The sequence below is a fragment of the Salegentibacter sp. Hel_I_6 genome (genome assembly GCF_000745315.1).
GTDB lineage: Bacteria > Bacteroidota > Bacteroidia > Flavobacteriales > Flavobacteriaceae > Salegentibacter.
The window spans coordinates 2,061,005-2,087,373 of the sequence record NZ_JQNQ01000001.1; the positions used below are offsets into that span (position 1 = coordinate 2,061,005).

Consider the following 26,369-nt stretch of genomic DNA (forward strand, 5'->3'; position numbering starts at 1 on the left):
AGACTTTTATCTTCTAATATGGCCCGAGAAATCTTTATGCTCACTTTTTTCAAGCTCTTCTGGACTCAAGCTTTTGAAGTAATTGTAGGTAATCTTCATGCCATCACTTCGGGAAACCTTAGGCTCCCATCCTAAAACTTTCTTAGCCCTGCTAATATCAGGCTGTCTTTTTAAAGGATCGTCTTCAGGAAGTTCCTGAAAGACAATTTTTTGGTTGGTTCCGGTAAGTTTCAGGATTTCTTCGGCAAAATCTTTAATGGTAATTTCATCTGGGTTTCCAATATTCACAGGATCGGAAAAATCGCTTAATAACAATCGATAAATCCCTTCAATTTGGTCGTCTACATAACAAAACGAACGTGTTTGTAAACCATCGCCAAAAATGGTAAGATCCTCTCCCCGCAACGCCTGCCCAATAAAAGCAGGGATCACGCGCCCATCATTTAAACGCATCCTGGGACCGTAGGTATTAAAAATTCTGGCAATTCTGGTTTCCAAGCCGTGAAAACGATGATATGCCATGGTTAGAGATTCCTGGAAGCGCTTGGCTTCATCGTAAACCCCACGCGGCCCAATGGTATTTACATTGCCGTAATATTCTTCGTTTTGAGGATGCACCTGGGGATCACCATAAACTTCAGAAGTGGAGGCAATAAGAATTCTCGCATTCTTTTCTTTAGCCAAACCAAGACAATGCAGAGTCCCCATAGAGCCTACCTTTAAAGTTTGAATAGGAATCTTTAAATAATCTATAGGACTTGCGGGAGAAGCAAAGTGCAGAATATAATCCAGCTCGCCAGGAACATGCACAAACTTGGTAATATCGTGATGAAAAAACTCAAAATTATCCAGTTTAAAAAGATGCTCAATATTCTTAAGATCCCCGGTAATTAGGTTGTCCATCGCAATTACATTGTAACCTTCTTTAATAAAACGGTCGCATAAATGTGAACCTAAAAAGCCGGCCGCACCGGTAATGAGTATTCTTTTTGCCATTATTTAAGTTTGGTTGAAAATAAGGAAAATCTTGCAGAATTATGCATTTATAAGATTTTGGAGACTCTTTTTCCAATCTAAAATTGGTTTCGAAAATACTTGCTGAAGTTTACTTTTATCCAAAACGCTATAATCTGGCCTCGCGGCAATGGTCTTAAAATTATTGTTTTCGTTTAAAACTATTTCTTCTGAATTCCCTGTAATTTCTAAAATCGCTTTTGAAAAATCGTACCAGGTTGCTTCACCCAAATTACTGAAATGATATAACCCGAAATTTTTATTTTCTGAAGCGATAATCTCCAGAACGAATTCGGCTAGATCGTTAGCGTTTGTAGGAGTTCCGGTTTGGGAAGTAGTAATATTAAGTTCGGCTTTTTCATTTACTTTTCTAAGAATAGTCTTATAAAAATTATGCCCAAATTCTGAATACAACCAGGAAGTTCTAAAAATAAAATGTTCCTTTAAAACCTCAGCAATTAGCTGTTCTCCCTTTAATTTTGAAGCGCCATAAATGTTTATAGGATTGGTCTTATCGGTTTCTTGATAAGGCTTTTCAGCCTTTCCATCAAACACATAATCGGTAGAAAAATGAACTAAAATTGCTTGATTTTCATTACAAACCTCAGCCAGATTTCTTGCTCCGGTTGCGTTAATTTGAAAGACCTTTTCTTCTTCAGATTCGGCTTTTTCAACATTGGTATAAGCCGCACAATTAATTACGTAATCGAATTTTACTTCAGCAAAAAGTTTTCCAAGTTTCGATTTATCAGTGATATCTGCTTCTGAAGAAGATTTAAAGTAAAAATTCAATTCAGAATAATTATTGGAAATCTTTTTAAAACAAGCTCCTAATTGGCCATTTGCGCCTGTTACGAGAATATTCTTCATTTAAAAACCTCTTTTAGAAAGGGTTGCTTAAGATCTTTATCTGAAATTATCATTTCTTCCTCTGGAAATTCCCAGTCTATCGCCAGGTCTGGATCGTTATAAATAATACCGGCTTCAGAACCGGGATAATAATATTCATCGCATTTATAAGCAAAAACTGAAGTTTCAGAAAGCGTTACAAAACCGTGGCCAAATCCTTTGGGAATATAAAGTTGGTACAAATTCTCGTGATCAAGAATAATCTTAAAACTCTGCTTAAAAGTTGGCGATTCTGGTCTCAAGTCTACCACTACGTCCAGCACTTTTCCATAAATAGCACGTACCAGTTTGGTTTGGGCAAATTCCCCGTTTTGATAATGTAGACCGCGTAACACGCCCTTTTTAGAAATAGATTGATTATCCTGAACGAACTCCTTTTCTATCCCTGTTAATTCTATAAATTTTTTCTTGTGATAGCTCTCCAGAAAAAGACCTCTTTTATCCCGAAAAATATCGGGTTTTATAATAAAACAGTCTTTTAAAGGCGATTCTTCAACGTGCATAAACTAAGATTTAAAGATTTGTTCCAGAATTTTTTCGGTGATTAAATAAGTAGGTTTTACACCCGTGGTTCCTAATCCTCCCGAAGCTAATGTACTACCGGTTTCTAAAGGATTATCTGAAGCGTAGTAAGCATATCTCACCTTCACATCGCTATTGATACTGCCTCGTAATTTGGAAGCCGCTTGTATAGCTTTTTGGTAATGTGCCCCTTCCATCTCGAGCCCGCTTACATTCCAGGTAGAATCGTGGAAGAATTTAAGAATATCGCGATTTTGAAGTGATGTTCCCAATACCGTGATCATTGCGCCATCTACTACTTTAATATCTCCGCCTTCAAGATCTGCGCTACTTAATTCATTTTTAAAAGGATAGTTATCTGCAGTTCCTTCAAATAAGTGGGCAGAAGGGATCATAATATCACCTTTTCCTCCTTCAAGAATCCCGGCTTTCCCCATAATGGAAATAGATTCTACGTTCATTTTAATCTCATTACCTTCAAAATTATAGGGCTTTAGCAGCTCATCCATAGTTTCGTAAGCCTGCTCGCCAAAAGCATAATCCATCACGATAATTACCGGTGCTTCTTCTTCGGTTTTAATATCCCAGTTTCCAAATTTTCCGTTTAATGGGGCGGTGTCAAAAATTTGAACATCTATATTAGTTCCGCTTTTATCTTCTAAAAAAGTCATCCCGTTATCTAGTCCGGTCTTCATTACTTTACTTCGTAATTCGCCGTTAACGCTATTACTTAAAGCCTCGTAGATCTCCAGAGGTTTCTTCTTTTTAAGCTCAGTTTTTAATGCAGAAGGCGTATATAGCGTATTCATAACACTGTGCATATTTGCACTAATAATATGCAGCGGACGATGCATCAAATTTTCTTTAATAAGATGTTGCTTAATATTATCTGCCCAAATTTCACCGTGAATATGATGCCCTAAACGCTCCCGCAACACAGGACTAAACGTGATAATTCGTTTATCGTTCTGTAAAGTTTCAGCGATAGCAAGCTTCCCGAGATAATAAATAATATGTAAGAACCGCTCTGGATTTTCTGGTAAAGAGAATTTTGGATAAATGTCCTGAACTTCATAGAAAGTTCGGCCTAAAATATTTGCGGTATGAGTTAATGCAATTTCGCGTTCTGCCTGGCTTAAAGGTTCTTCCTGAAAAACAGCTTTTTCCAGTTTTTGCCAATCTCTAGTAAAGCTACCTTCTTCATCTATAATTACCCGGCGCATTATTTTATGCGATTCTACAAAAAGAAAAGTAAGGTGAGTAAGAATATCATAGATTTCAGAGCGACCACGGGTTATCTCAATATTCATTTGCTCATCGTCTATACGATAGCAATTACGGCGACGTTTAGGCGGAACAATAGGCTTAAAATGTGAATTTCCATAGCCTTCATCACTGGTAAGGTTTATAAAGCGACATTCTTCAATCCCTTTTGGTAAACGGTCTATCACATACAGCAATCCGCTTAATTCGGCTTTATCATCAGCGATAGAGCCATATATTTCTGGGCGCAGAATAAGTAAAGCCTCTCTTAGAGTTTCTCCAGAAACTCCCATAGGTTTATAAAATCCACGATTAAAAAGGTGGCGCATGGTAATATACATGCGTTCTATGGCGTGTGTACTTTCCTGAGCACGAGTGCGACCCAGCAATTTTAAGTTTATCATTTTTTGTTATGCTTTTATAATTTTCTCCAGAACTTCGGCAATTTTACGATCGTTGGAAAGTCGTGGCAGTTTATTTTGCCCGCCCAGTTTTCCAATAGACTTCATATACTGCTGAAAACCGTTTTCCGGAACTCTTGATATTTTTAATGGCTGAAGAATTTTTCCTTCAATAAGATCAAAATAGTAAGAATTTTGTTGCTGAAGACTTTTATCTAAAATCTTACTGAATTTAGCTAGATCTTCAGGCTCTTTTTCAAACTCTATAAACCATTCATGATAAGGTAATTCTTCATTCTCGGGGGTAATTTGTGGAGCTACGGTAAACTCGCTTATTTGCGCTTTTGTTGCTGAAGTTGCTTCCTGAATGGCTTCTTCTACCTCCTTGGCAATAACGTGTTCCCCGAAAGCCGAAATAAAATGTTTAATCCTACCTGAAACAATAACCCGATAAGGTTTTGTGCTGGTAAATTGAACCGTATCACCAATATTGTAAGCCCAAAGCCCCGCGTTGGAAGAAACCAGCATTACATAATTAACATCGGTTTCAACCTCGCCAATTGTAAGTCGTTTTGGGGTTTCTTCAAAGAATTCATCGGCTTTTATAAACTCGTAGAACATGCCTGAATCAAGTTGCAGTAACATTCCTTTTTCGGTTTGTTTATCCTGAAAAGCAAAAAACCCTTCTGATGCAGGATATAATTCTATGCTATCTACTTTTCTACCGATCAGGTTTTCAAATTTAGAACGGTAAGGTTCATAATTAACACCACCGTAAATAAACAAGTCAAAATTTGGGAACAGCTCCCCGACTTTCTTACCGGTTTTTTGTTGAAGTCGCTCAAAATACATTTGCACCCAGGATGGAATACCGCTAATTACGCTCATATTCTCATTTCGGGTTTCTTCAACAATGGCATCAACTTTTGTTTCCCAATCATCAATAGAATTGGTTTCCCAGCTGGGCATCCTGTTTTTTTGAAGATAGGAAGGCACGTAATGCGCTACAATTCCAGATAGTCTACCGAGTTTTACGCCATTTTTCTCTTCCATCTCTGGACTTCCCTGTAGAAAGATCATTTTTCCATCTACAAATTTAGCCTTGCCGGTTTCGGCGATATAACATAAAATAGCATTTCTGGCAGCATTAATATGGGAAGGCATAGAATCTTTGGTAAGCGGGATATATTTTGCACCGCTAGTGGTACCAGAGGTTTTTGCGTAGTATAAAGGTTTTCCCGGCCAAAGGATGTCGGGTTCGCCAGCCACCATCTTATCTACATAAAAACGCAATTCTTCATAATCCCGAACCGGCACTTTTTCAGCAAAATCAGTATAATTAGTTATGGTTTTAAAGTCGTGATCTTTTCCAAACTTGGTGTCTTTTGCTTTTTCTATAAGCTCTTTAAACACTTTTTGCTGGGTCTCTTCAGGTTTTGAAGCCCAATTATCTATTTTTTTGCGAATATTTTTAGCAAAAATCTTTGCTCCAAACGACTTTAAAGACATAGGTTTTTTGAAATTAAATGGTATACTTCTACTTCAGCATTACCTTTTGCGCTGCAAAGATCGTGATTTATTAATCAAAATCAATATAATCTGTAGGGTCTACGGGAACAGCTTCATTCCAAAGCTCAAAATGCAAATGCGGTCCCGTGGTATATTCTCCGGTAGAACCAGCAGTGGCAATTACCTCTCCCCTTCTTACATTTTCGCCCTGTTCTTTAGATAAAGAGGCGTTATGCTTATAAACCGATAAAAGACCGTATTCGTGTTTAATTATAATCACATAACCTGTTTCTGTAGTCCATTCTGAAAAGATCACACGGCCATCGGCAACAGATTTTACCGGGGTGTTCTTAGCTACCACAATATCTATCGCAAAATGTTTCTCTTTTGCGTCATAGCCTTCAGAAATTGATCCCTTTACGGGCGGGAATAAAGAAAAATCTATATTATCTGTTGCCGATGGCAAAACATTGTATTTATCTTCCTGGGCAACCTCTTCCCTTAGAAGTGAATCGGCCCGGGAAGGTTCTATTGGTTCGATTTCCTGGCCCATAATAGGATTCTCGATAAGAGAGTCTCTATTTAAACTGGCGGTATCTGCTTTACCGGTTAGTACGTTTTTTATAGAGCCTAAATATTGATTATTTAGTTTTAAAACCTGTTGCAGGGAATCTGATTTATAGGCTAATTGGGAAGCCTGCCTTTTCAATTGCGTAGACGAATAACCGGGAATATATTCTTTAAGCGGAGTAAAAGCTATAATAAAGGTAGTTGCAGCAATTAAGATAATAGCACTTAGCGTTATGGTAACAAAAACATTGAGACGCGTTAATTTAAAAGAAAGTTTCTCCTCAAAAGTTTCTTCATTTAAAACCACCATCCGGTATTTATGAAGTAACTTTTTGGTAAACTTTTTTCTTTCTTTATTATTTTTAGCCATAATCCGTTTACAAAGATAATTTAAAATTTAAGCTCGCAAATGTAGTTATCAAACCCGATACCAATCTAAATATATACAGCCCGCATATTTCTGATTTCAGTAATAATCGGAATTCAGAAATAAATCTTGCTGAAAGTATAACTTAAATTTAGGCTATATTAACGTTGTAATTGCTTTATTCTTGTTAAGTTTGTAATATTAAAATCATACGTTATGAATGCATTTATTTTACCATTAGCCATTGGTGCTCCACAAATTATCTTAATTGTTGTGGTAATATTGCTATTGTTTGGAGGTCGAAAAATTCCTGAATTGATGAGAGGTTTAGGTAGTGGAATTAAAGAATTTAAAGACGCTTCCAAGGACGATGAAAATGGCGAAAAGACAGTACCTTCTGATGATAAGAAGTTTTCTGAAGAAAAGAAATAGACAAATAACTACCTTATAGAAAACCCCAAACTCAGAAAGTTTGGGGTTTTTTAATGTATTTTAAAATGAAGTTATCTAATCTTAGCAGACTGCAGGATAGCATCTATTTCAAACATATTATCTCTTTTCCCTCTAGATGGAGAGAAAACAAATCCTTCTATTACTAAATAGCGATTATTGGCTTCATCTTTAATGGCGTAGTTTAAGAAAGGGCCGGCCATAAATGCACCTTTTACTTCCCAGGTTCCACGGGTTTCGTAAGCAAATTTTCCATCAATTTCAGTTTCAAAAAGATAAGGAGCGTAGGCTTCTTCAGTAATCATATGGGTACCTTCCTCTGGCTTTGGTCCTGGTATATGAACTTTTCCAATAGAATCGCGCATCTTAATTATATTGCCAATAGTATTAGTGTCTGCTTCAATTTGGCTAAATGGAACTTCATAAATAAGGATTTCCATATTTCCTTTTTGAATTTCCTTTCTTATCCATACAAAATTCTCTTCTTCTACAGCATACCTATAGGCGGAAGGAAACTTTAGAGATAGCCCAAATTTTTCCTCCAATTTATCATCATCTTTCAGGGATTTCCGCATTCTACGCTGCTTTTCTTTTAACTCGGTTTGCTTAAAAGCTGAAACTAACTTTTCTGAACTTTCATTGATAACGTGAATAAGTTCTTCTTCGTTTTCTCCAGAAATTATTACCCCGGTTTGCGGCCTTGCGTAAAGGTCTTTAATAATCCTTGCTTCTTTTTCTTTACCTTTCTGAACCGAGATAAAAGAACGATTTCTACGCACAAATCCGCTAAAGGTTTCTGGTGGCACCTGACTTAATGAAAACATGGGTTCTTCCTGGGGAAGTCCTTCTACCGTTGCGGCAAAATTATCTCTTATTGCTTCGCCAACTGGACCGTTCCAAAGCTCATTTTCAATAATTAGCGTAATTTGATTAATGTTTCCTGAAGAGTCTGAAAGGATTCGTTTTTCTTTTTCACCACCATTTTCATTACAGGAGATGAGAAGAACTAAACTGAAAAGAAGAAAGAATGTTTTTTTCATTTTTATTAGTTTGGTTTGAAATGATTAACCCTTGGAAAGTTTAAGTTCCATACCGGGTTTTAGGCTGCTAGTACCCATATCATTCCACACCCTCAAATTCTGTACCGTAATCCCCGGAAACTTCCGTGAGATACTCCAAAGCGAATCTCCTTTCTTTACTGTATAAGTTCTTGCGTTGTTTTTATCGCTGGCATTTGCCGCCGCATCATTAGTAGTTAGATTGGGTTTTCTAGGATAAATGGTAAGGTATTGACCAATTCTTAGGTTATTTCCTCTTAAATTATTCCAACGTTTTATACTACTCACTCCAACGCCATGGCGTTCGGCAATTCTTCCTAAATAGTCTCCGCTTTTTACCCGGTATCTAATTTTTTCCTCGGCTTTTACAAACTCTGGAAAAGCTTTTTCTTTGGTTTGAATATCCTTTTCAGCAAAATTATATATAGCGGCTTCGTTACTAACAAAAGCGCCGCTAACACTGGCAGGAAGCCTTATCATATAATTTTCATCCTCTACAAACGGGATAACATCTAATTTATAGCTGGGATTTAAAAACTGTAGCATCTCATTCTCTACGCCGGTGACTTTAGAAATTTGATCAAAAGTGATTAGCTGTTTAACTTTAATGGTATCGGTTTCAAAAAAAGCTATTTCAGGTCCCTGAGGCTGGAATTTATGCTCATCGGCATATTCAAAAAGGTATAATGTAGCTAGAAAAGCCGGTACATAACCTGCAGTTTCTCTTGGTAAAAATCTTCTTAACTCCCAGTAATTATTAGAACCACCACTGCGCCTTATTGCTTTAGAAACATTTCCGGGGCCGGAATTATAAGACGCCAGAGCTAAATCCCAATCACCAAAAGTACGGTAGAGATTAGACAGGTACTTTGCAGCAGCTTCAGTAGCCATTTGAGGATCCATACGCTCATCTACATAGCTACTAACATCAAGCCCGTGTTCTTTTCCTGTCCTGTACATAAATTGCCAAAGACCGGTAGCGCCAACCCAGGATTTTGCTCGCGGATTTAGAGCTGATTCTACTATGGCCAGGTATTTAATCTCCAATGGAATATCATACCGATCAAGCTGTTGCTCAAACATTGGGAAATAGTATTCACTAAGCGCCATAAGACGCTCCATGGCTTTCTTATTGCGTTTTAAATAGGAATTGATAACACTTTCCAGTACAGGATGATATTCAACATTAAAAGGCGTGCGAGCGTTTAATTTTGCCAATCTGGCCTTTAAGGTATCGGTTGGAAGCTCTTTATAAACTTCGTCTTCATATTCCTGCTCCCTTATGCTTTTATACATTGTATCAAAAAGGTCTGAATTGGTGAGCTGCGCCCTCCATACAGAATCAATTTCGGCTGCACGCGGGAGATCTTCCAGCGATACTGTTGAAGAATCTCTTATCACAGCCGAAATTGGTAATTTGTCCTTAAACTCTGGATCTGGATTAGCAAGAATAATTTCACTACTATCTACCTTTTGGAAGATCTGGACTCTAAAATTGGCCTTTTCTACCTGCTTCCCCTCCTTTTCTTCCTGCGCCTGTAGCCCAATCCCTAAAAGGAATATAAATGATAAAATTATCTGCTTAACCATGATTTTCAAGATTTAAGAAAGAACGTAAAATCGTAGATTTTAGTACTTATTACTTACCTATAGCTGCAATACCGGGAAGAGATTTTCCCTCTAACATTTCTAACATGGCGCCACCACCGGTAGAAACATAGCTCACTTTATCTTCAAAACCGAATTGTTTAACCGCAGCAACAGAATCCCCTCCTCCTACTAAAGAGAAAGCACCATTTTTGGTCGCTTCGGCGATGGAATTCCCTAAAGCAATAGTTCCTTTTGAAAATTTTTCCATTTCAAAAACTCCAAGTGGTCCATTCCAAAGAATAATTTTAGATTTTTGAATGACCGCATCAAAATTCCTAATACTTTCTGGTCCTGCATCAAGACCCATCCACCCATCAGGAATTTCGGTAATCTTGCTAACATCAGTTGTAGCTTGTTCAGAGAAACTATCGGCAATTATAGAATCTACTGGAAGGTGAACCTCTACATTTTTGGCTTCAGCTTTTTTAAGAATTTGTAAAGCTAATTCCTGCTTATCTTCTTCTACCAGCGAATTTCCTATTTTTCCTCCTTTGGCGAGAATAAAGGTATAAGCCATTCCCCCGCCAATAATAAGGTGATCAACTTTATCTAAAATATTCTCTATTACAGTAATTTTAGAAGAAACTTTAGCACCTCCTAAAACTGCAGTTACAGGTTTTTCCTTACTGTGAAGTACCTTATCAAGGTTTTTGATTTCTTTTTCCAATAAATATCCGAAGCATTTGTCATCAAAATATTTGGCTACAATTGTGGTTGATGCATGAGCACGGTGTGCAGTACCAAAAGCATCATTCACATAAATATCTCCAAACTCTGCCAGTTGTTTTGCAAAGCCTTCATCCCCTGATTTTTCTTCTTTATGGTATCTAAGGTTTTCCAACAATAGTATTTCGCCGGGCTTTAGATTATCGGCAGCTGCTTTAGCTTCCTCTCCCACGCAATCGTTCACAAATTTTGGTTCTACTCCAATAACTTCAGAAACCTTCGTAACTATATTTTTTAGAGAAAATTTTTCTTCACGGCCTTCAGGTCTTCCCAGGTGAGACATTAAAACTACACTCCCGCCATCTTCCAAAATCTTAAGAATAGTTGGTTTTGCCGCTTCAATTCTATTGGCATCAGTTACATTTAAATCTTTATCTAACGGTACATTAAAATCTACTCTAATTAATGCCTGCTTATCTTTAAAATTAAAATCGTTTAAAGTCTTCATTTTTTTCATTTCTTTTAAAAACCAAATAATCTGGTTTGGTTGGTTAACATTAAGCCCAATCGGCTTTTATTCAGCTTGTGCTATTTACAAATATAAATTTTTCCGAAGACATTAAAGTGTATATAAATTTTATATTTGCTTATGCTTTTTGAAGAAATAATAGGTTTACAGCATTTAAAGAAACATCTTACCACTACCGCCGATAATGGCCGTGTTCCACACGCACAATTATTTGTAGGAAAAAGTGGCAGTGGTACTTTACCCCTTGCTATCGCTTATGCGCAATACATACTTTGCCAGCATAAACCGGAAACTGATAATTGTAATGAGCGATTTAAAAAATTAGCACATCCAGATCTCCATTTTGCTTTTCCAGTTGCAGCAAATCAAAAAATTAAGAAACATCCGGTTTCCTCCCATTTTCTGGAAGAATGGCGGGAATTTGTTAAAACCAATCCTTACGGAAGTTTATTTGAATGGTATCAAAAACTTGGTATTGAAAATAAACAAGGCCAAATTGGTGTAGATGAAGCCCAGGCCGTAGTGAAATCACTTTCATTAAAAGCTTACGAAGGCGGCTTTAAAATAATGATTATTTGGATGGCCGAAAAAATGAATACAGCGGCTGCAAATAAATTGTTGAAATTAATTGAAGAACCACCAAAAAATACGCTTTTTCTTCTTGTAACCGAAGACGAAGAGCAAATCATACAAACCATTAGATCACGTTGCCAAAAACTTCACTTTCCACCACTTCCGGAAGATGAGATTGCAACATTTTTAGAGAAAAACGAAAATTGCAGCAAGCCAGATGCTTTAAAAATTGCACACCAGGCTAACGGAAGTTATACCCGTGCACTTCACTTATTACAAAAGGATAGCGGAGATCAACAATTTGAAACCTGGTTTATAAATTGGGTGCGTACCGCATTTAAAGCTAAAGGGAATAGAGCCACGGTGCTGGAGCTTATTTCCTGGAGTGAAGAAATTGCGGGGATGGGCCGTGAATCGCAGAAGAGTTTCTTGCTTTACTGTATCGACTTTTTTAGACAGGCTTTGATGCTGAATTATAAAGCTGAAAAGTTAGTTTATCTGCAACCGAAAACCACCGGATTTAAACTAGAAAAATTTGCGCCATTTGTTCACGGTAATAATATTAAAGATATTATCGATGCCCTTGAAGAAGCAATTTATCACATTGAAAGGAACGGTAATGCAAAAATCATTCTAACAGATCTTTCAATTAGACTAACCCGATATTTACATAAAAAAGCCGCTTAAAACTATGGAAAACCTTTACGCAAACATCACTGAAATTTTAATCTTACTTTTTATTCTTATTACTTTTTTACAATCTGGGATAGATAAGGCTGCAGATTGGGAAGGAAACACAGCATGGCTAAAAGATCATTTCTCGGGAACTTTCCTGGCCGGCCAGGTTCCTTTAATGGTAGGAATAATTATGATCATTGAAATCATCACAGGAATTACCTGTATTTTAGGCCTTATTTGGCTTATTGGGTACAATGACCCTACAATGGCTCTTTACGCATGCGTGTTGGCTGCTATCACCTTATTAATGCTGTTATTTGGACAACGAATAGCCAAAGATTACGCCGGTGCATTTACATTAACCGGATATTTTATTGTAGTGATCTTTGGAGTCTACTTAATGTCTTAAAAATAGAAAGAGGTCTGAGAAGTAATTCTTATCGTCAAGCTGAACTGGTTTCAGCTTCTAAGTTAATTTGAACCTAGATCCTGAAATAAGTCAGGGATGACGTTTATAGAAAACTTCTCAGACCTCTTTTAAAAACTCAGAACGTAAGTCTAGTTCTTATTATACTCTTCATTTAAATTATCAAGAATTTCCTGTGTAAGGTCTTTTCCATCTTTTGCATACATAATATTTGCAGACTCATTAGAGCCAAAAATATAAGTATAGCCATTTTCTTCACCATAATCTGCAACATAAGCTTTTACTTTCTCAACAATAGAATCTATAACAGCATCGCTTTCCTCTCTAAGACGGTTGCCCTGCATTTGCTGTTGCTGCTGAATTCTTTGCTGCTTTTGCATTAACTCCTGCTCTTTTTGCTGGCGTTGTTCCTGTGACATAGAATTCATCCCTTGCTGATAAGCCTGAACTTCTTCCTGAAATCCTCTTGCGATAGAATCTAATTGTCTCTTTACAGAATCTGATTTTGTAGAAAAATTTGCTTCCACTTCTTCCATTTCTTTGTATTCCTGAACAAGTTTCGTGGTATCTACATAAGCTGTTTTCTCCTGGTCACAAGAAGTAAGTAAAACAGCAACTACCAAAATCATTAAAAGTTTTTTCATCATTATTATAATTTGTTTGGCGCAAATGTAAGAAAGTTAAATTTTCAATGTAAATCAAAAACCAGGAATATAGCCATATAGCAATTTCTTATAGCAAAAAATATTATAATAGGTTTTAATAATTGAAAACAGATTAAATAGAGAGCTTCTAGTGCTTAAATAAGATTAAGGCTATACATTAATTGATTTTCAAACTTAAGAGTGCTTAAATAAGCTTAAAATACTTATTCTAGCTTTTTAGAAAGAAATATACGAGCGAAGAATACTCTGAAGAACTTTGCGCCTTTAAATTTGATTTTAGACCTAGTTTAAGAGCATTTAAAAAATTAGCCTTTCCGGTTTTGTTTTTTTCTGAAAGTAGACTCACATAGAAAGAATCAAAAACGAGTGGCTTGGTTTCAAACTTTTCAAAATTATTTTCTTTAAATAATTTTGAAATTCCATCCTGCGTGAAATGCCAAAGATGACGAGGCACATCATAAGCCGCCCAATATTCTTTATAATATTCGGCATCAAAACTTTTAAAATTAGGTACCGCAATTACCGCGACTCCATTTGGTTTTAATAAACGATGCAATTCTTTAAGTTGAACTTCTAAATTTGGAACGTGTTCCAAAACGTGCCACATAGAAATAACATCAAAAGAATCCTCCTCAAAACTCGATAAATCCTGCTGAAGTTTTATTCCTTTTTCAGCAGCTAATTTTCTTGCCTGCTCATTTGGTTCAACCCCTTCAACATTCCAATTTTTCCTTTTTGCAGTTTGCAAAAAATCTCCGGTTCCTGCACCAATATCTAGTAAATTATTTCCTTTAGCGACCTTATTAATCCATTTCAATTTTTGCAGAAGCATAAAGTTTTTTACTGCGTGGTAAATTTTATCGGTAACACTTTTACTGGAATCTGTGTGGGAAATATAAGCATCACTTTCGTAATAAGCCGAAAGATTTTCAGGTTTGGGTAGTGTTTCTAATATATCAAAATCTTGTAGCTGCTCTAAACGAAATTCTTCTCCAGAAACTAAATGATCTTTGCATTTTAAATGATAAACTTTATCTGCCATAAAAGAATTTTTGGTCGGGATTAATCTTTATAAAATTTCTAAATTCTTTACGTATTTCTGTTAACACTTCGAACCCATTAAAATACTGGTTTCAAATATTCACTAAATCCTCTTCACTTTCAGGCAAAAAATTCCTAACCAAACTTTTGTTTTTTTGCCTCTAATAGTACTACTAAATTTAAAAAAGTATAATCAGATTTATCTTTAGGAAAACTCAATTCTAATGTCTTACTTTTCTTTACCGAATGCGCTCCCTGCAGGATTTAAAAATCAAAAAAGTAAATAGAAGTCCAAAGCTCTTATTTTCTTTATTAATTTTTTAAGTAATGAAAAATGTGATTGCTTTTTATCATAATTTTCAAATTACTCCTACTGGATTGATCTCATCAAGGTTACCTAAAAGAAAATTGTTCCACGTGGAACTTTTAAACTTATCTTCCCATATAGACCAATAAAACCGAAATATCATTAGGGCTAACTCCACTGATTCGTGATGCCTGAGAAATGGAAGTTGGTTGAATTTTATTTAACTTCTCCCGTGCCTCAAAAGACATTGATTTGATCTTAGAATAATCAAAACTATTTGGAATTTTTACATCTTCCAGTCTATTCAATTTATCGGCATTATTTTTTTCCTTCTCAATATAACCAGAATATTTAACCTGAATTTCGGTTTGTTCAAGAATCTCCTGATTCAAATTATTCTCCAGAATGTACTCCTCTACCCCAGGAAATTTTCTAACATCTTTCATTGCAATATTAGGTCGAGAAAAGATCTTAAAAATCTTATCGCTTTGTTTCATTAAAGAAGAATTATTCGCTTCCAAAATTGGATTCGCATCCTCGTGGGAAACACTTTTATTCTTAAAGAAATTTACGAAATCAGAAGACTTTTTTTTCTTTTCTTCCATTTTACGCATACGTTCTTCAGAAGCCAAACCAATTGTATAAGAGCGTTCGGTCAGTCTAAAATCAGCATTATCCTGGCGTAATAAAGTTCTGTACTCAGCACGGGAAGTAAACATTCTATAAGGTTCTTCTGTACCTTTTGTAATAAGATCGTCTATAAGAACACCTATATAAGCTTCATTTCTTTTTATGATGAATTCATCCTTTTCCTGAACTTTTAATGCGGCATTTATACCAGCCATTAAACCCTGGCTAGCTGCTTCTTCATAACCGGTAGTCCCATTAATTTGACCGGCGAAATATAAACCTTCCACCAACTTTGTTTCCAAAGTATGTTTCAACTGAGTAGGTGGAAAATAATCGTATTCAATTGCATAACCTGGTCTAAAAAACTTCACCTTTTCAAATCCGGCAACAGAACGTAAAGCTTTAAATTGAACATCTTCCGGAAGGGAAGTTGAAAATCCGTTTACATAAACTTCTACCGTATTCCATCCTTCGGGTTCAACGAAAAGCTGATGTCTATCTTTATCTGCAAACCTGTTTATTTTATCTTCAATACTTGGGCAATATCTAGGGCCAATACTTTGAATTCGGCCATTAAACATAGGCGATCTTTCAAAACCATCTTTAAGAATCTCGTGTACCTCTGGAGAGGTGTATGTCATATAACAGGAACGTTGTTTTTTTAAAGGTTGGGTTTCATCTAAAAACGAAAATTTCGAAGGTTCTTCATCTCCAGGTTGCTCCACCATTTTAGAATAATCCAGAGACCTGCCATCTACTCTTGGCGGTGTTCCGGTTTTCATTCTGCCAGATTCAAAACCGGCATCCACAAGATCTTTAGTAATTCCGGTAGCGGCTCTCTCCCCTGCTCTACCGCCACCAAAATTTTTATCTCCAATATGGATTAATCCATTTAAGAAAGTTCCATTGGTAAGTACCACACTTTTTGCTCGAATTTTTAATCCTAAAGAAGTTTTCACTCCTTTAAGTTCACCGTTCTCTATAATAAGTCCCGCCACCATCTCCTGGTAAAAATCGAGATTTGGAGTTTGTTCTAATCTAAGCCTCCAATGCTCAGCAAACATCATTCGGTCACTTTGCACTCTTGGACTCCACATTGCGGGTCCCTTAGATTTGTTCAGCATTTTGAATTGAATGGCGCTGGTATCACTTACTAAACCACTGTAACCCCCCAACGCATCAATTTCACGCAAAATTTGTCCTTTAGCAATTCCCCCCATTGCAGGATTACAACTCATTTGAGCAATGTTTTGCAAATTCATGGTCACCAATAAAGTACTGGCTCCTAAATTTGCGGCTGCGGCTGCGGCTTCACTTCCAGCGTGGCCGGCACCAACTACTATAACATCATATTCATTTTCGAACATAAAATCTTTCTTTCTTAATTTATTGTTCCACGTGGAACAATGCAATCTTTTCGTCTTCCTTCTGTCGCATTAAAGCAGCTTCACTTTCAGATTTATCTGCATATCCACAAAGATGTAAAACACCGTGAATAAGAACCCGTTTAAGCTCTTCAGAAAAATCTACATTAAAATCATTGGCGTTATCTATTACTCGATCTATACTGATAAAAATATCGCCATTTAACTCGTCCCCTTCTGAGTTATCAAAGGAGATTATATCTGTATAAGAATCATGCTCCAAAAATTTCAAATTTATCTTATACAAATAATCATCGTCACAAAATATATAATTGATTTCACCGAGTTGTTTATCTTCTGATGAAATAACATTCCTGATCCATTTATCAAAAGAGTTTTCGTCTTCTAACTCAAAATCATTCTCTGAATAAAAATTAATTATTTGTTCGCTCAAAATAGGACTTTACTTTCTGTTTATAAATTTCGCGCAAAGGTAAGCTTTGTCTATTTAAAATTTCGATAGAATTGAAATATTCTTTAGCCTTAATACTTTGATCTTTAGTTGTATTATCGAACTTCTGCCGATTGGTTTCTGACTCCCTTTTATTATTTTCCCCCTGCTGCAACTTTGCATCCTCAAATTCCATTAATTGGTGCTCCAACTGTTGCAATTGTTCCAGGTTCTCTGGATCAAAACCCTTATTTAAAAGTTGCTCTTCAGCTTCCTTCATTTGCTCCTCTAATTGCCTTCCCTGTTCAGAAGAATTCTTCTTGTTCATTTCCTCCAAACGCTGTCTTAGTTCCTGCTGATCTTTATAAATCTCGAACAAATCTTCCATTTCTCCTTCCGCCATTCCTTCGCCGGGTTTCTTGCCTTCGTTTTGTTGCTGATTTTGCTCCTTCCCTTTCTCCTGGAAATCTTTATTTATCTCCTGTTGCTTTTTTATAATATCCTGAAGCTGAAATTCTGAATTTTCGCCGTCCCCTTTCCCCATTTGAGGATTTGCCTGTTGCTGCATAGAAGAAAGAATCTGGCTTAGCATATAAGCTAAATCGTTAGCTCCCGTAACTACATATTGCTGGCTGGATGTACCCTGAGGTAATTCATTTTCGGCCAATCTCTCAAGAGACTTATTTATATCAAAATCAATATCTGTAAGTTGTTTTGTAATACCTTCTGTAATCATTGGGTTACTCAAAGCGAGTGAATACAAACTATCGTCTATATGCCTAAAATTTTCTCTAAGTTCACTTTGTCTTCTAAGTTTTGCAGCGTAACCGGGATTATTGATATCTATTCTGCTAAAATCTTCTAAAAGATCTTCTTGTTGGAAGGAGAAAGTCACCAAATTATCCAGGATTTGGCGAAGGGTTTCAATATCGGCTTTTAACTCTTCCCCACTTTGCTGCATTGAACGCTGCTGCATTTTTTGGCTCATTTCTTCCATTTGGTGTGCAGCATTCTTTTGTTTCTGTTTTGTCTTTTCTAAATCTCCCTTTTCCATTTCCTCTTCGGCATCATTTAGCTCATTTTTGATGCTTTCTTCATCAACGATATCTCGTGGCAAATCGGTTGGCTTTTGAAGGTCCTGATTATCTTTTTCAAGCTCATCCATCTCTTCCTGAAACTCTTCAAATTTCTCAGAAATTTTCTTTTGTTCCTCCAAAAAATCATCCTCTGAAGTTTCTGATAATTCCTCTTGCTCTTCTGAAAGCTTTTCTAAATCCCGGGCTACTTTTTGAAGCTTTTCCTCTACATAATATCGTTTCGTCAATTCTAAAAGCTGTTCCAGGTTGCGCTCTTCACTTTGATTCCTTTTAGATAATTCTTCCAACTTCTCCCCCAGTTCTTCCCTATTAATCTTGTCAGCTATTTCTTTCAATTCATCCAATAAGGCTTCATCTTCTTTTAAGCGTTCCTCATTTCTATCTAACCGCTTTTTTAATTCATCCTTTTCTGCAGATTCATTTCCCAATTCATCCTGCCCTTCTTCAAAACTTTTCTTTAGCTTTTCGGAATAATTGCGCATCATTTCCGATTGCTGCTTTTGTCTTTGAATAAAATTTTCCAACTTTTTACGCTGATTATAATCAAGATCTTTATTCTCTTTTTGAATTTGATTCAATTCATTCAATTCTTCATCAGAAGATTTGATATCTTTTAAACTCTGGTTTAAATTATTTATTGATTCTCCCTGTTGTTTAAGTTTCTCTTCCTGCAACTCATCGGTGGTTTTTCTTCTAAAACTATAGGTATTACTTTTAGTACTTTTAGAACCATTTACAGCATCATTGTCCCAAAGCTGAAAATAGAAATTATACGAAATGCCCCGTTCCAAATCCAGGTCTCCCGGAAATGTATAATGAAAATCGTCAAAAGCGGCTCTCGCTATCTCGATAGTCTCTATTTTTAAGCTATCTTTTTCATTTTCAGTGTAATAAACAAGTTGTAAACGATTTAGGCCATAATCATCGGAAAGTTTTCCGTAGAAATATTGCGTATTGTTATCTATACTATCCAGTTTTTGCTGAATTTCCATTTGGGGATATTCATCTTGAATAACACGCACCGAATAGTCTAAAGCTTCAAACTCTTTTATAGAATTATTGGAAGTACTCACACGATAATCCAGCCTGGAATAAACAGCCTGTGAATATTGAAAATTTGAATTATTAGGTTTGAGATTTATTAAAGAATCCTGAGTTGAAAATTTGATAATATCTGTATTCCTGGTATTAAAACTCCAGGTAATTTTTGTACCCTCTGGAACATTTACATTTCCGGTTCCACTTAAACTGTCGTTTGATTTTCTTATATAAGCAGGATACTCAAATTGCATCGTGAAATCCAGTAGTTTTGGAACTTTAAGGACTTCAAGTTCGTATTCCCTGGAATTAATTCCATTTGCCTTAAGCTGAAAATCTACATTAGTTTTAAGTCGGTTAAAAGTATAATCAAACCTACCTGGCGTAATTTGCTTTAAAAAATAAGTTTGTCCGTTATAGCTAATCTCAGGTTTTTCAGGAGTAATTTCTCCCTCGGTAGCTACAAGAATCGTGTAAGAGGAATTTTCCTGAACCTGAAGCGAATCGTTTAAAATTTTAAACTGAAAAGGCGCCGGAGCTTCAAAAGCTGTATTGTGTTTAGCCAACCTATCAAAAGGGCCAGCCATTAAATTGATATTACCGGAAAAAAAGAGAGCCAAAATTAATACTACGGGAAATAAAGCATATTTCAGGTATTTGTTATTGGTTTTATAATCTACAGCGCGAGTAAAGGGAACTTTATTTAATTCAGCCGATTTCTGCTCGATCCCCGCAAGTAGTAATTCAGATTGCTGCGTATCTTTTTTAAGCTGAAGAACATTTAGCAATTTATCGTTTACTTCAGGAAAATGAGCCCCGATAATTTTAGAAGCTTCTTCTTCATTAATTCCCTTAGAAAATTTGAAAAGTTTTGCCAGTGGAATTAAAATGAAATAGGCCAGGAGCATCACCTCTACCCCAACGAAAATCCAAAAAAGAAAAGTTCGCAAGCCGGTTTCTAACCATAGAAAATGTTCTATAGCCAAAACGCCTAAAAAATAGACCAGCCCAATGGCTAAAAATAAAATTAAACCTTTCAGCAATTTGTTCAGGTAAAACTTCCTGATAAAAGCTTCCAGTTTTTTTCTAATCTGCTTATAACTTTCCATCCATCATCATATTTCAAGTCTAAAAATACAACAATTTTAGAGGAGTTATCAAGAACCTCGCCGCAAGCCTTAAGGTATAATTGGAGAACAATATAAAGTTAATAGACAAAGCCTCGAATAATAAAACCTCCATAAGGAATTCGAGCAGGATTGGTATTGCCCGCATTAGGTTTCGTTCAATAAGGTTGTATCTTTGCCCTTAAAAACAAATTTAGATATGTCTGCTAAAGTTCGCGTGCGTTTTGCGCCAAGTCCAACCGGCCCTTTGCATATTGGCGGGGTAAGAACAGCTTTATATAATTATTTATTTGCCAAAAAACACCAGGGAGATTTTGTGTTGCGTATAGAAGATACCGATCAAAACCGATACGTTGAAGGCGCCGAAGATTATATCATTGAATCGCTTAACTGGTGCGGGATTCCTTTTGATGAAGGCCCTGGAAAAGAAGGTGATTACGGGCCTTATCGCCAAAGTGAACGCAAAGATATTTACCGAAAATATGCTGAAGAACTTATCAAAACCGATAATGCTTATTATGCTTTTGATACAGCTGAAGAATTAGATGCGCATAGAAAAGACCACGAAGAGAAAGGGAAAACCTTTATCTACAACTGGCATAACCGGATGAAATTGCAGAATTCCCTTGCCCTTTCTGAAGACGAGGTTAGGGATAAATTAGATGCCGATGAAAACTACGTGATCAGGTTTAAATCTCCTGAAAGCGAAAATCTTCATATTTCAGATGAAATTCGTGGCAAGATGGAAATTGACACCAGCACTTTAGACGATAAAGTTTTGTTCAAAAGTGACGGGATGCCAACTTATCATTTGGCCAATATTGTTGATGATCATTTAATGGAAATCTCTCATGTTATTCGTGGTGAAGAGTGGTTGCCATCTTTAGCGTTGCATTTTATGCTATACCGAGCTTTTGGCTGGGATGCACCTAAATTTGCGCATTTGCCGCTTATTTTAAAACCACAGGGAAAAGGAAAATTAAGCAAAAGAGATGGAGATAAATTAGGTTTTCCAGTATTCCCGCTGGAATGGAAAGATCCAAATTCAGGAGAAATTTCTGCAGGTTATAGGGAAGATGGATATTTCCCGGAAGCCGTTACCAATATGCTAGCCTTTTTAGGTTGGAATCCAGGAACAGAACAGGAATTCTTTAAATTAAACGAACTTGTTGAAGCTTTTGAAATAGACCGTGTTCATAAGGGTGGAGCGAAGTTTGACCCAGAGAAAACCAAGTGGTTTCAGCAACATTATATGCACGAAGCAGATGAAAAAGTAATTGCTGGAAAACTTGAAAATATACTTCAAAAAAGAGAGATAGAAGTTTCTTCTGATTATGCCCTGAAAGTGGTGAAACTGATGAAAGAACGCGCTGTTTTTGTAAACGATATTTGGGAGCAGGGATATTTCTTCTTCGTTGCCCCTACCTCCTACGATCCTAAAAATGCGAAAAAAGCATGGAAGGATGATACTGCTGATCTAATGCAGGAATTAACTCAGGTTTTAGAAAAACAGGAAGATTTTAAAGCAGAAGCCGTTCAGGCCGAAGTAAAAGCCTGGATCCAGCAAAAAGAAGTTGGTTTTGGGAAAGTAATGCAACCCTTTAGATTAGCCCTGGTTGGTGCTATGCAAGGGCCAGACCTTTACGAAATCGCTGAAATGATTGGAAAAGAAGAAACTATTTCCCGTTTGGAAAAAGCGATAAAAACGCTGGGATAACAATTTAGAATAAAATAGGCATTTGCACGTATTGCGAATGAGGTTCGAGTGAAGCAATCTTTTCTTGAAGAGATTGCTTCACCCGATAAAAATCGGGTTCGCAATGACAATAACAGCCTATTTTTTGTTCATACCTTACCGCATAGCTAAGCAAACTGCTTCAAATCAAGCTGACGAATCATTATTGCTGAAAAATAAAATTTGATTTGGAGTAAAGCCTCGGCGCATTTAATCTCGATTATCGAGCAAAGTTTCACTATCTTGGGAGAATCAACTTATATCTCCTAAAATTATGATTAGCTACGTTTTTATTCCAATTATTCTTGTTTTTCTTCTTGTTCTGCTCTTCTCGGGTATTTTCACTGTACGTCAACAAAAAGCGGCGATTCTTGAACGATTTGGAAAATTTAAAAGCATTAAAAATTCCGGACTTCATTTAAAGATTCCTATAATAGATCAAATTGCCGGTAGAATCAATTTAAAAGTACAGCAGCTGGATGTTTTGGTCGAAACTAAAACCAAGGATAATGTATTTGTTAAGCTGAAAATATCGGTACAATTTCAGGTAATTAGAACTAATATTTACGACGCGTTTTATAAACTTGAAAGTCCATCAGACCAGATCACGTCTTATGTTTTTGATGTTGTACGAGCTGAAGTTCCAAAAATGATCTTAGATGATGTTTTTGAACGAAAAGACGATATCGCCATCGCTGTTAATAGAGAACTTAACGAATCTATGCAGGATTATGGTTACGACATCATTAAAACGCTTGTAACAGACATTGATCCAGATGAACAGGTAAAACATGCGATGAACAGAATAAACTCGGCAGAACGCGAGAAAGTGGCCGCAGAATATGAAGGAGAAGCCGAAAGGATACGAATTGTAGCTAAAGCCCGTGCAGAAGCCGAAAGTAAACGTTTACAGGGTCAGGGAATTGCCGACCAAAGAAGGGAAATTGCCCGCGGACTTGAAGAAAGTGTTGATGTTTTAAATAATGTAGGGATTAATTCACAGGAAGCTTCGGCTTTAATTGTGGTGACGCAGCATTACGATACACTGCAGGCCATTGGTGAAGAAACCAACAGTAATCTTATTTTATTGCCGAATTCACCCCAGGCCGGTAGCGATATGCTAAACAATATGGTGGCCTCTTTTACGGCTTCGAACCAGATTGGAGAAGCTATGCGCAAGAAAAATGAAGAAATTGAACAGGAGAAAAAGAATCAGGGTGATTCCAAACGGAAATAATTTCCTAAAAATCTCTTCTGGTATAAAAAAGGTTTGAAGGTTTATTTTTGAATCATACGTCATTCTGAATTTATTTCAGAATCTAATTAGAACTCCGAACTAATTTCGGAGTAAGCCCTAAAACAAGTTAAGGTTGACGGATAAAATAAACTTTCAAACCCTTATAATATATCTATAAGAAATCTTTTAGCCTTTTACTTTAGCGGTTACTTTTTTCAATCCAGTAAGTTTAGTTACCGCTTTAAGAATAAATGCTTTTTGTAAAATTGAACCTACCATACTACCGGCAAGAGATAATGGTGATAACGCGCCTTTTGTGCGCTCAATATTCAATTTAATCTCTTCCTGGTCTATCTTGGTTTGAAGTTCAAGAATTTTAAGATCCCGATCTATTTCTTTGAATGAACTATACTCCTTCATAGCAATTAATCCTTAAAAAATTTTCTTGATACTTTAACTAAAAGATACTTTTCAATAGGTTTTCTACCGAATAGCAATATTCCAAGAACAACTAAAAAGTAGAAGCCCCCAACAATAAAATAACCGGAACTTGGTGTACCAATAGCCTCACTAATAAGTATTGCGAAGGCTACAGATATCAAGATTAAGGCAAAAATTAAAAAAATACCTAACAAAAGACCCTGAACGAGACCAATAGCCCCTTTCATTGCCTGTTTAAAGAATTTGAGTTTATAATATTCGGAGTTACTGTGAGAAAACGCCTTTAAATTATATTTTAACTCGTCTATACTATTAGATAGTTTTTCAAATGCCATAAAGTTATACTATACTACTGCTTTATTTGGTTTCCCTTTGTTATCGTCAGCTTTACCATCCTTTTGTAATTTGGCATTTTGCTTTCTTAACTCCTCCAATTTGGTTTCCATGGCGGTAAGAATATCGTCAGCTTTATGACTTGCAGAAGATAGAGTTTCTTCTAAACGAGTTTCAAAATCTACACGAGCTTGTTTAGCCTTTTCAGTTAAATTAGAAGAAGTCTCAGTATACTTTTTGTTCAATTTATCCTGAGCTTTTTTAGACTCGTCTTTTAATTTTTTACGGGTTTTTTCACCGCTATCTGGAGCATATAATAATCCCACACCTGCTCCAATTGCAGCCCCGGTAATCAATGCTAATAGTGTACTTCCTGTATTTGCCATAATAGTTTTTGTTAGTTAAGTTATTACTAAACCCAAATATACAAGATGGGTAAAGGCAATGCTGTTAATAACCGGTTAATATGTTAAAATGCTTTACTAAAATATTCTTAAAAAGTCACTTAACCAAATGGATTACAGCTTATTTAATCTTCGCCCATGAATCTCTTAAGCCCACAGTACGATTAAAAATTGGCTTTCCTTCTATCGATTCTTTATCTACACAGAAATAACCAATTCTTTGAAACTGGAATTTATCCTGAATTCCCGCCGTTTTTAAACTTGGCTCAACATAACCCGTAATTACATTTAATGAGTCTGGATTTACAAATTCCATAAAATCTTTCTCTTTATCACCATCAGGATTTTCTACGCTAAATAACCTATCGTAAAGCCTAACCTCCGCTTCTAAAGCATGCTTTGCTGAAACCCAGTGTAATGTTCCTTTTACTTTGCGCATAGATTCTTCGGTGCCACTTCCACTTTTACTTTTAGGATCATAAGTACAATGAATTTCGGTAATATTCCCTTCGGAATCCTTTACTACTTCTTCTCCTTTAATAATATAAGCGTTCTTTAACCTCACTTCTTTTCCCAGGGTTAACCTGAAAAATTTTCTATTCGCGCTTTCTTTAAAATCTTCTTTCTCGATATAAAGTTCTCTTGAAAAAGGAATTTCTCTACTACCAGCTGATTCATCTTCAGGATTATTTTCAGCTTCCAGCCATTCTTCCTTTCCCTCTTCATAATTGGTAATAACCAATTTTACAGGATCTAAAACCCCCATAACTCTTGGTGCGGTTTTATTAAGATCTTCGCGCGCACAAAATTCTAAATGTGCCACGTCTATCATATTCTCGCGTTTCCCCACACCAATAGAATCTGCGAATTTTCTAATGGAATTTGGGGTGTACCCTCTCCTCCTCAATCCTGATATAGTTGGCATTCTAGGGTCATCCCAGGAATTAACCACGCCTTTCTCCACCAATTGCATCAGTTTACGTTTACTTACAACTGTATGGCTAAGGTTCCTACGGGCAAACTCACGCTGTTTGGGTTTTAATTCACCTTCTTTGCTTACTTTTTCAACAAACCAGTTATAAAGTTCACGATGCGGTAAAAATTCCAGCGTACAGAATGAATGAGAAATACTTTCAATAAAATCGCTTTCTCCATGTGCCCAATCGTACATTGGGTAAATTTTCCAGGCATCTTTTGTTCTATGATGACTTTTATGCAAACAGCGATACATCACAGGATCGCGCATTAGCATATTTGTCGAAGCCATATCTATTTTGGCACGTAGCACATGTCCTCTTTCCGGGGTTTCCCCGTTTTTCATTTTCTCAAACAAATCAAGATTTTCTTCAACAGAACGATTTCTATAAGGACTTTCCTTACCGGGCTCGGTAGGAGTTCCTTTTTGAAGCGCTATTTCTTCTGAAGTTTGGCTATCCACATAGGCATCTCCATTTTTAATCATTTCAACGGCCCAGTCGTGCAATTGCTGAAAATAATCTGAAGCATAGCATTCTTTTTCCCATTTAAAACCAAGCCATAAAACGTCTTCTTTTATGGCATCTACAAACTCCTGCTCTTCTTTGATAGGGTTTGTATCGTCAAAACGAAGGTTTACGGGAGCATTATATTTTTCACCTAAACCAAAATTCAGGCAAATAGAAGAGGCGTGACCAATATGCAGATAACCGTTAGGCTCAGGCGGAAATCTAAACTTAAGTTCTTCTTTTTTATGCGTACTTTGAAGGTCTTCTTCTATAATTTGCTCAATAAAATTGAGCGATCTTTTTTCTTCAGCCATAACTTATTAAAATCAAAAACCCTGGATTAGAGTTGAAAATCAGACATTTATTTTAAAATCGATTAATGCTCGAAATATTAAACCCTCTTTCGGGAATAATGCGCAAAGTTACCAA

General features: G+C 36.3%; 23 protein-coding genes. 5 read left to right on the top strand and 18 right to left on the bottom strand.

Features of this window, described 5'->3' with window-relative positions:
- Positions 1-6: 6 nt before the first annotated feature.
- From FG27_RS09095 to FG27_RS09120, 6 genes are all read right to left on the bottom strand, one after another.
- Positions 7-996: a UDP-glucuronic acid decarboxylase family protein gene (locus FG27_RS09095; RefSeq protein ID WP_037318216.1), complete on the bottom strand. Its 990-nt coding sequence runs from the start codon at positions 994-996 to the stop codon at positions 7-9.
- Between the two features lie 39 nt (positions 997-1,035).
- Entirely contained in the window at positions 1,036-1,884 is an 849-nt protein-coding gene (gene rfbD, locus FG27_RS09100) for a dTDP-4-dehydrorhamnose reductase (protein WP_037318218.1), read from the bottom strand.
- Positions 1,881-2,426 carry a dTDP-4-dehydrorhamnose 3,5-epimerase gene (gene rfbC, locus FG27_RS09105; protein WP_037318220.1) on the bottom strand — a complete coding sequence of 182 codons (546 nt, stop codon included), beginning with the start codon at positions 2,424-2,426 and terminating at the stop codon, positions 1,881-1,883. The genes rfbD and rfbC overlap by 4 nt, the downstream gene beginning before the upstream one ends.
- A 3-nt stretch (positions 2,427-2,429) precedes the next feature.
- Positions 2,430-4,112: a hypothetical protein gene (locus FG27_RS09110; RefSeq protein ID WP_037318222.1), complete on the bottom strand. Its 1,683-nt coding sequence runs from the start codon at positions 4,110-4,112 to the stop codon at positions 2,430-2,432.
- A gap of 6 nt (positions 4,113-4,118) precedes the next feature.
- Positions 4,119-5,618 carry a GH3 auxin-responsive promoter family protein gene (locus FG27_RS09115; protein ID WP_037318224.1) on the bottom strand — a complete coding sequence of 500 codons (1,500 nt, stop codon included), beginning with the start codon at positions 5,616-5,618 and terminating at the stop codon, positions 4,119-4,121.
- A gap of 70 nt (positions 5,619-5,688) precedes the next feature.
- Positions 5,689-6,558, bottom strand: a complete 870-nt coding sequence (locus tag FG27_RS09120) for a M23 family metallopeptidase (RefSeq protein WP_037318226.1) — start codon at positions 6,556-6,558, stop codon at positions 5,689-5,691.
- 213 nt (positions 6,559-6,771) lie between these two features.
- Here FG27_RS09120 and FG27_RS09125 point away from each other — a divergent pair, with 213 nt between their 5' ends.
- Positions 6,772-6,987: a twin-arginine translocase TatA/TatE family subunit gene (locus FG27_RS09125; protein ID WP_037318228.1), complete on the top strand. Its 216-nt coding sequence runs from the start codon at positions 6,772-6,774 to the stop codon at positions 6,985-6,987.
- A 71-nt stretch (positions 6,988-7,058) separates the two neighbouring features.
- On the opposite strand, the gene FG27_RS09130 is transcribed toward FG27_RS09125, so the two are convergent.
- From FG27_RS09130 to pgk, 3 genes are read right to left on the bottom strand one after another with little or no spacing between them, the layout of a single operon-like run.
- Positions 7,059-8,045, bottom strand: coding sequence for a DUF4837 family protein (locus FG27_RS09130; RefSeq protein WP_037318230.1), 987 nt, complete (start codon positions 8,043-8,045; stop codon positions 7,059-7,061).
- 24 nt (positions 8,046-8,069) lie between these two features.
- Positions 8,070-9,653, bottom strand: a complete 1,584-nt coding sequence (locus tag FG27_RS09135) for a lytic transglycosylase domain-containing protein (RefSeq protein WP_037318232.1) — start codon at positions 9,651-9,653, stop codon at positions 8,070-8,072.
- Between the two features lie 49 nt (positions 9,654-9,702).
- A complete protein-coding gene (gene pgk, locus FG27_RS09140) occupies positions 9,703-10,887 on the bottom strand; it encodes a phosphoglycerate kinase (RefSeq protein ID WP_037322100.1) in 1,185 nt (394 codons plus the stop codon).
- 141 nt (positions 10,888-11,028) lie between these two features.
- Here pgk and FG27_RS09145 point away from each other — a divergent pair, with 141 nt between their 5' ends.
- Both FG27_RS09145 and FG27_RS09150 read left to right on the top strand, forming a co-directional pair.
- Entirely contained in the window at positions 11,029-12,168 is a 1,140-nt protein-coding gene (locus tag FG27_RS09145; RefSeq protein ID WP_037318234.1) for an ATP-binding protein, read from the top strand.
- Positions 12,169-12,172: 4 nt separating this feature from the next.
- Complete coding sequence (locus FG27_RS09150; RefSeq protein WP_037318236.1) at positions 12,173-12,568, top strand: hypothetical protein; 396 nt, start codon at positions 12,173-12,175, stop codon at positions 12,566-12,568.
- 149 nt (positions 12,569-12,717) lie between these two features.
- Here the strand turns inward: FG27_RS09150 and FG27_RS09155 are convergent, their stop codons facing one another.
- The 5 genes from FG27_RS09155 to FG27_RS09175 form a co-directional block, all read right to left on the bottom strand.
- Positions 12,718-13,233, bottom strand: a complete 516-nt coding sequence (locus FG27_RS09155; RefSeq protein WP_369794108.1) for an OmpH family outer membrane protein — start codon at positions 13,231-13,233, stop codon at positions 12,718-12,720.
- Between the two features lie 226 nt (positions 13,234-13,459).
- Entirely contained in the window at positions 13,460-14,293 is an 834-nt protein-coding gene (locus FG27_RS09160) for a class I SAM-dependent methyltransferase (RefSeq protein WP_037318239.1), read from the bottom strand.
- Positions 14,294-14,724: 431 nt separating this feature from the next.
- Positions 14,725-16,596 carry a tRNA uridine-5-carboxymethylaminomethyl(34) synthesis enzyme MnmG gene (gene mnmG / locus FG27_RS09165; RefSeq protein ID WP_037318241.1) on the bottom strand — a complete coding sequence of 624 codons (1,872 nt, stop codon included), beginning with the start codon at positions 16,594-16,596 and terminating at the stop codon, positions 14,725-14,727.
- A gap of 19 nt (positions 16,597-16,615) precedes the next feature.
- On the bottom strand, positions 16,616-17,035 hold the full coding sequence (gene ybeY, locus FG27_RS09170; protein WP_037322104.1) for an rRNA maturation RNase YbeY: 420 nt from the start codon (positions 17,033-17,035) through the stop codon (positions 16,616-16,618).
- Entirely contained in the window at positions 17,028-20,288 is a 3,261-nt protein-coding gene (locus FG27_RS09175) for a DUF4175 family protein (RefSeq protein ID WP_037318242.1), read from the bottom strand. Before FG27_RS09175 ends, ybeY begins: the two co-directional genes overlap by 8 nt.
- Positions 20,289-20,505: 217 nt before the next feature.
- Between FG27_RS09175 and gltX the strand changes: the two genes are divergently transcribed.
- Both gltX and FG27_RS09185 read left to right on the top strand, forming a co-directional pair.
- Complete coding sequence (gltX, locus tag FG27_RS09180) at positions 20,506-22,023, top strand: glutamate--tRNA ligase (protein WP_037318244.1); 1,518 nt, start codon at positions 20,506-20,508, stop codon at positions 22,021-22,023.
- A 292-nt stretch (positions 22,024-22,315) separates the two neighbouring features.
- The gene (locus FG27_RS09185; protein WP_037318246.1) at positions 22,316-23,278 is read left to right on the top strand and encodes an SPFH domain-containing protein; all 963 of its coding nucleotides are present in this window, start codon (positions 22,316-22,318) and stop codon (positions 23,276-23,278) included.
- Positions 23,279-23,464: 186 nt separating this feature from the next.
- Here the strand turns inward: FG27_RS09185 and FG27_RS09190 are convergent, their stop codons facing one another.
- The 4 genes from FG27_RS09190 to FG27_RS09205 all read right to left on the bottom strand — a co-directional run bounded on the left by FG27_RS09190 (position 23,465) and on the right by FG27_RS09205 (position 26,254).
- Positions 23,465-23,698 carry a DUF6327 family protein gene (locus FG27_RS09190; protein WP_037318248.1) on the bottom strand — a complete coding sequence of 78 codons (234 nt, stop codon included), beginning with the start codon at positions 23,696-23,698 and terminating at the stop codon, positions 23,465-23,467.
- Between the two features lie 5 nt (positions 23,699-23,703).
- The gene (locus FG27_RS09195; RefSeq protein ID WP_037318250.1) at positions 23,704-24,054 is read right to left on the bottom strand and encodes a phage holin family protein; all 351 of its coding nucleotides are present in this window, start codon (positions 24,052-24,054) and stop codon (positions 23,704-23,706) included.
- A 9-nt stretch (positions 24,055-24,063) separates the two neighbouring features.
- A complete protein-coding gene (locus FG27_RS09200; RefSeq protein ID WP_037318252.1) occupies positions 24,064-24,438 on the bottom strand; it encodes a YtxH domain-containing protein in 375 nt (124 codons plus the stop codon).
- A gap of 139 nt (positions 24,439-24,577) precedes the next feature.
- Positions 24,578-26,254 (bottom strand): glutamine--tRNA ligase/YqeY domain fusion protein, encoded by a 1,677-nt coding sequence (locus FG27_RS09205; RefSeq protein ID WP_037318254.1) that lies wholly within the window; start codon positions 26,252-26,254, stop codon positions 24,578-24,580.
- Between the last annotated feature and the right edge of the window lie 115 nt (positions 26,255-26,369).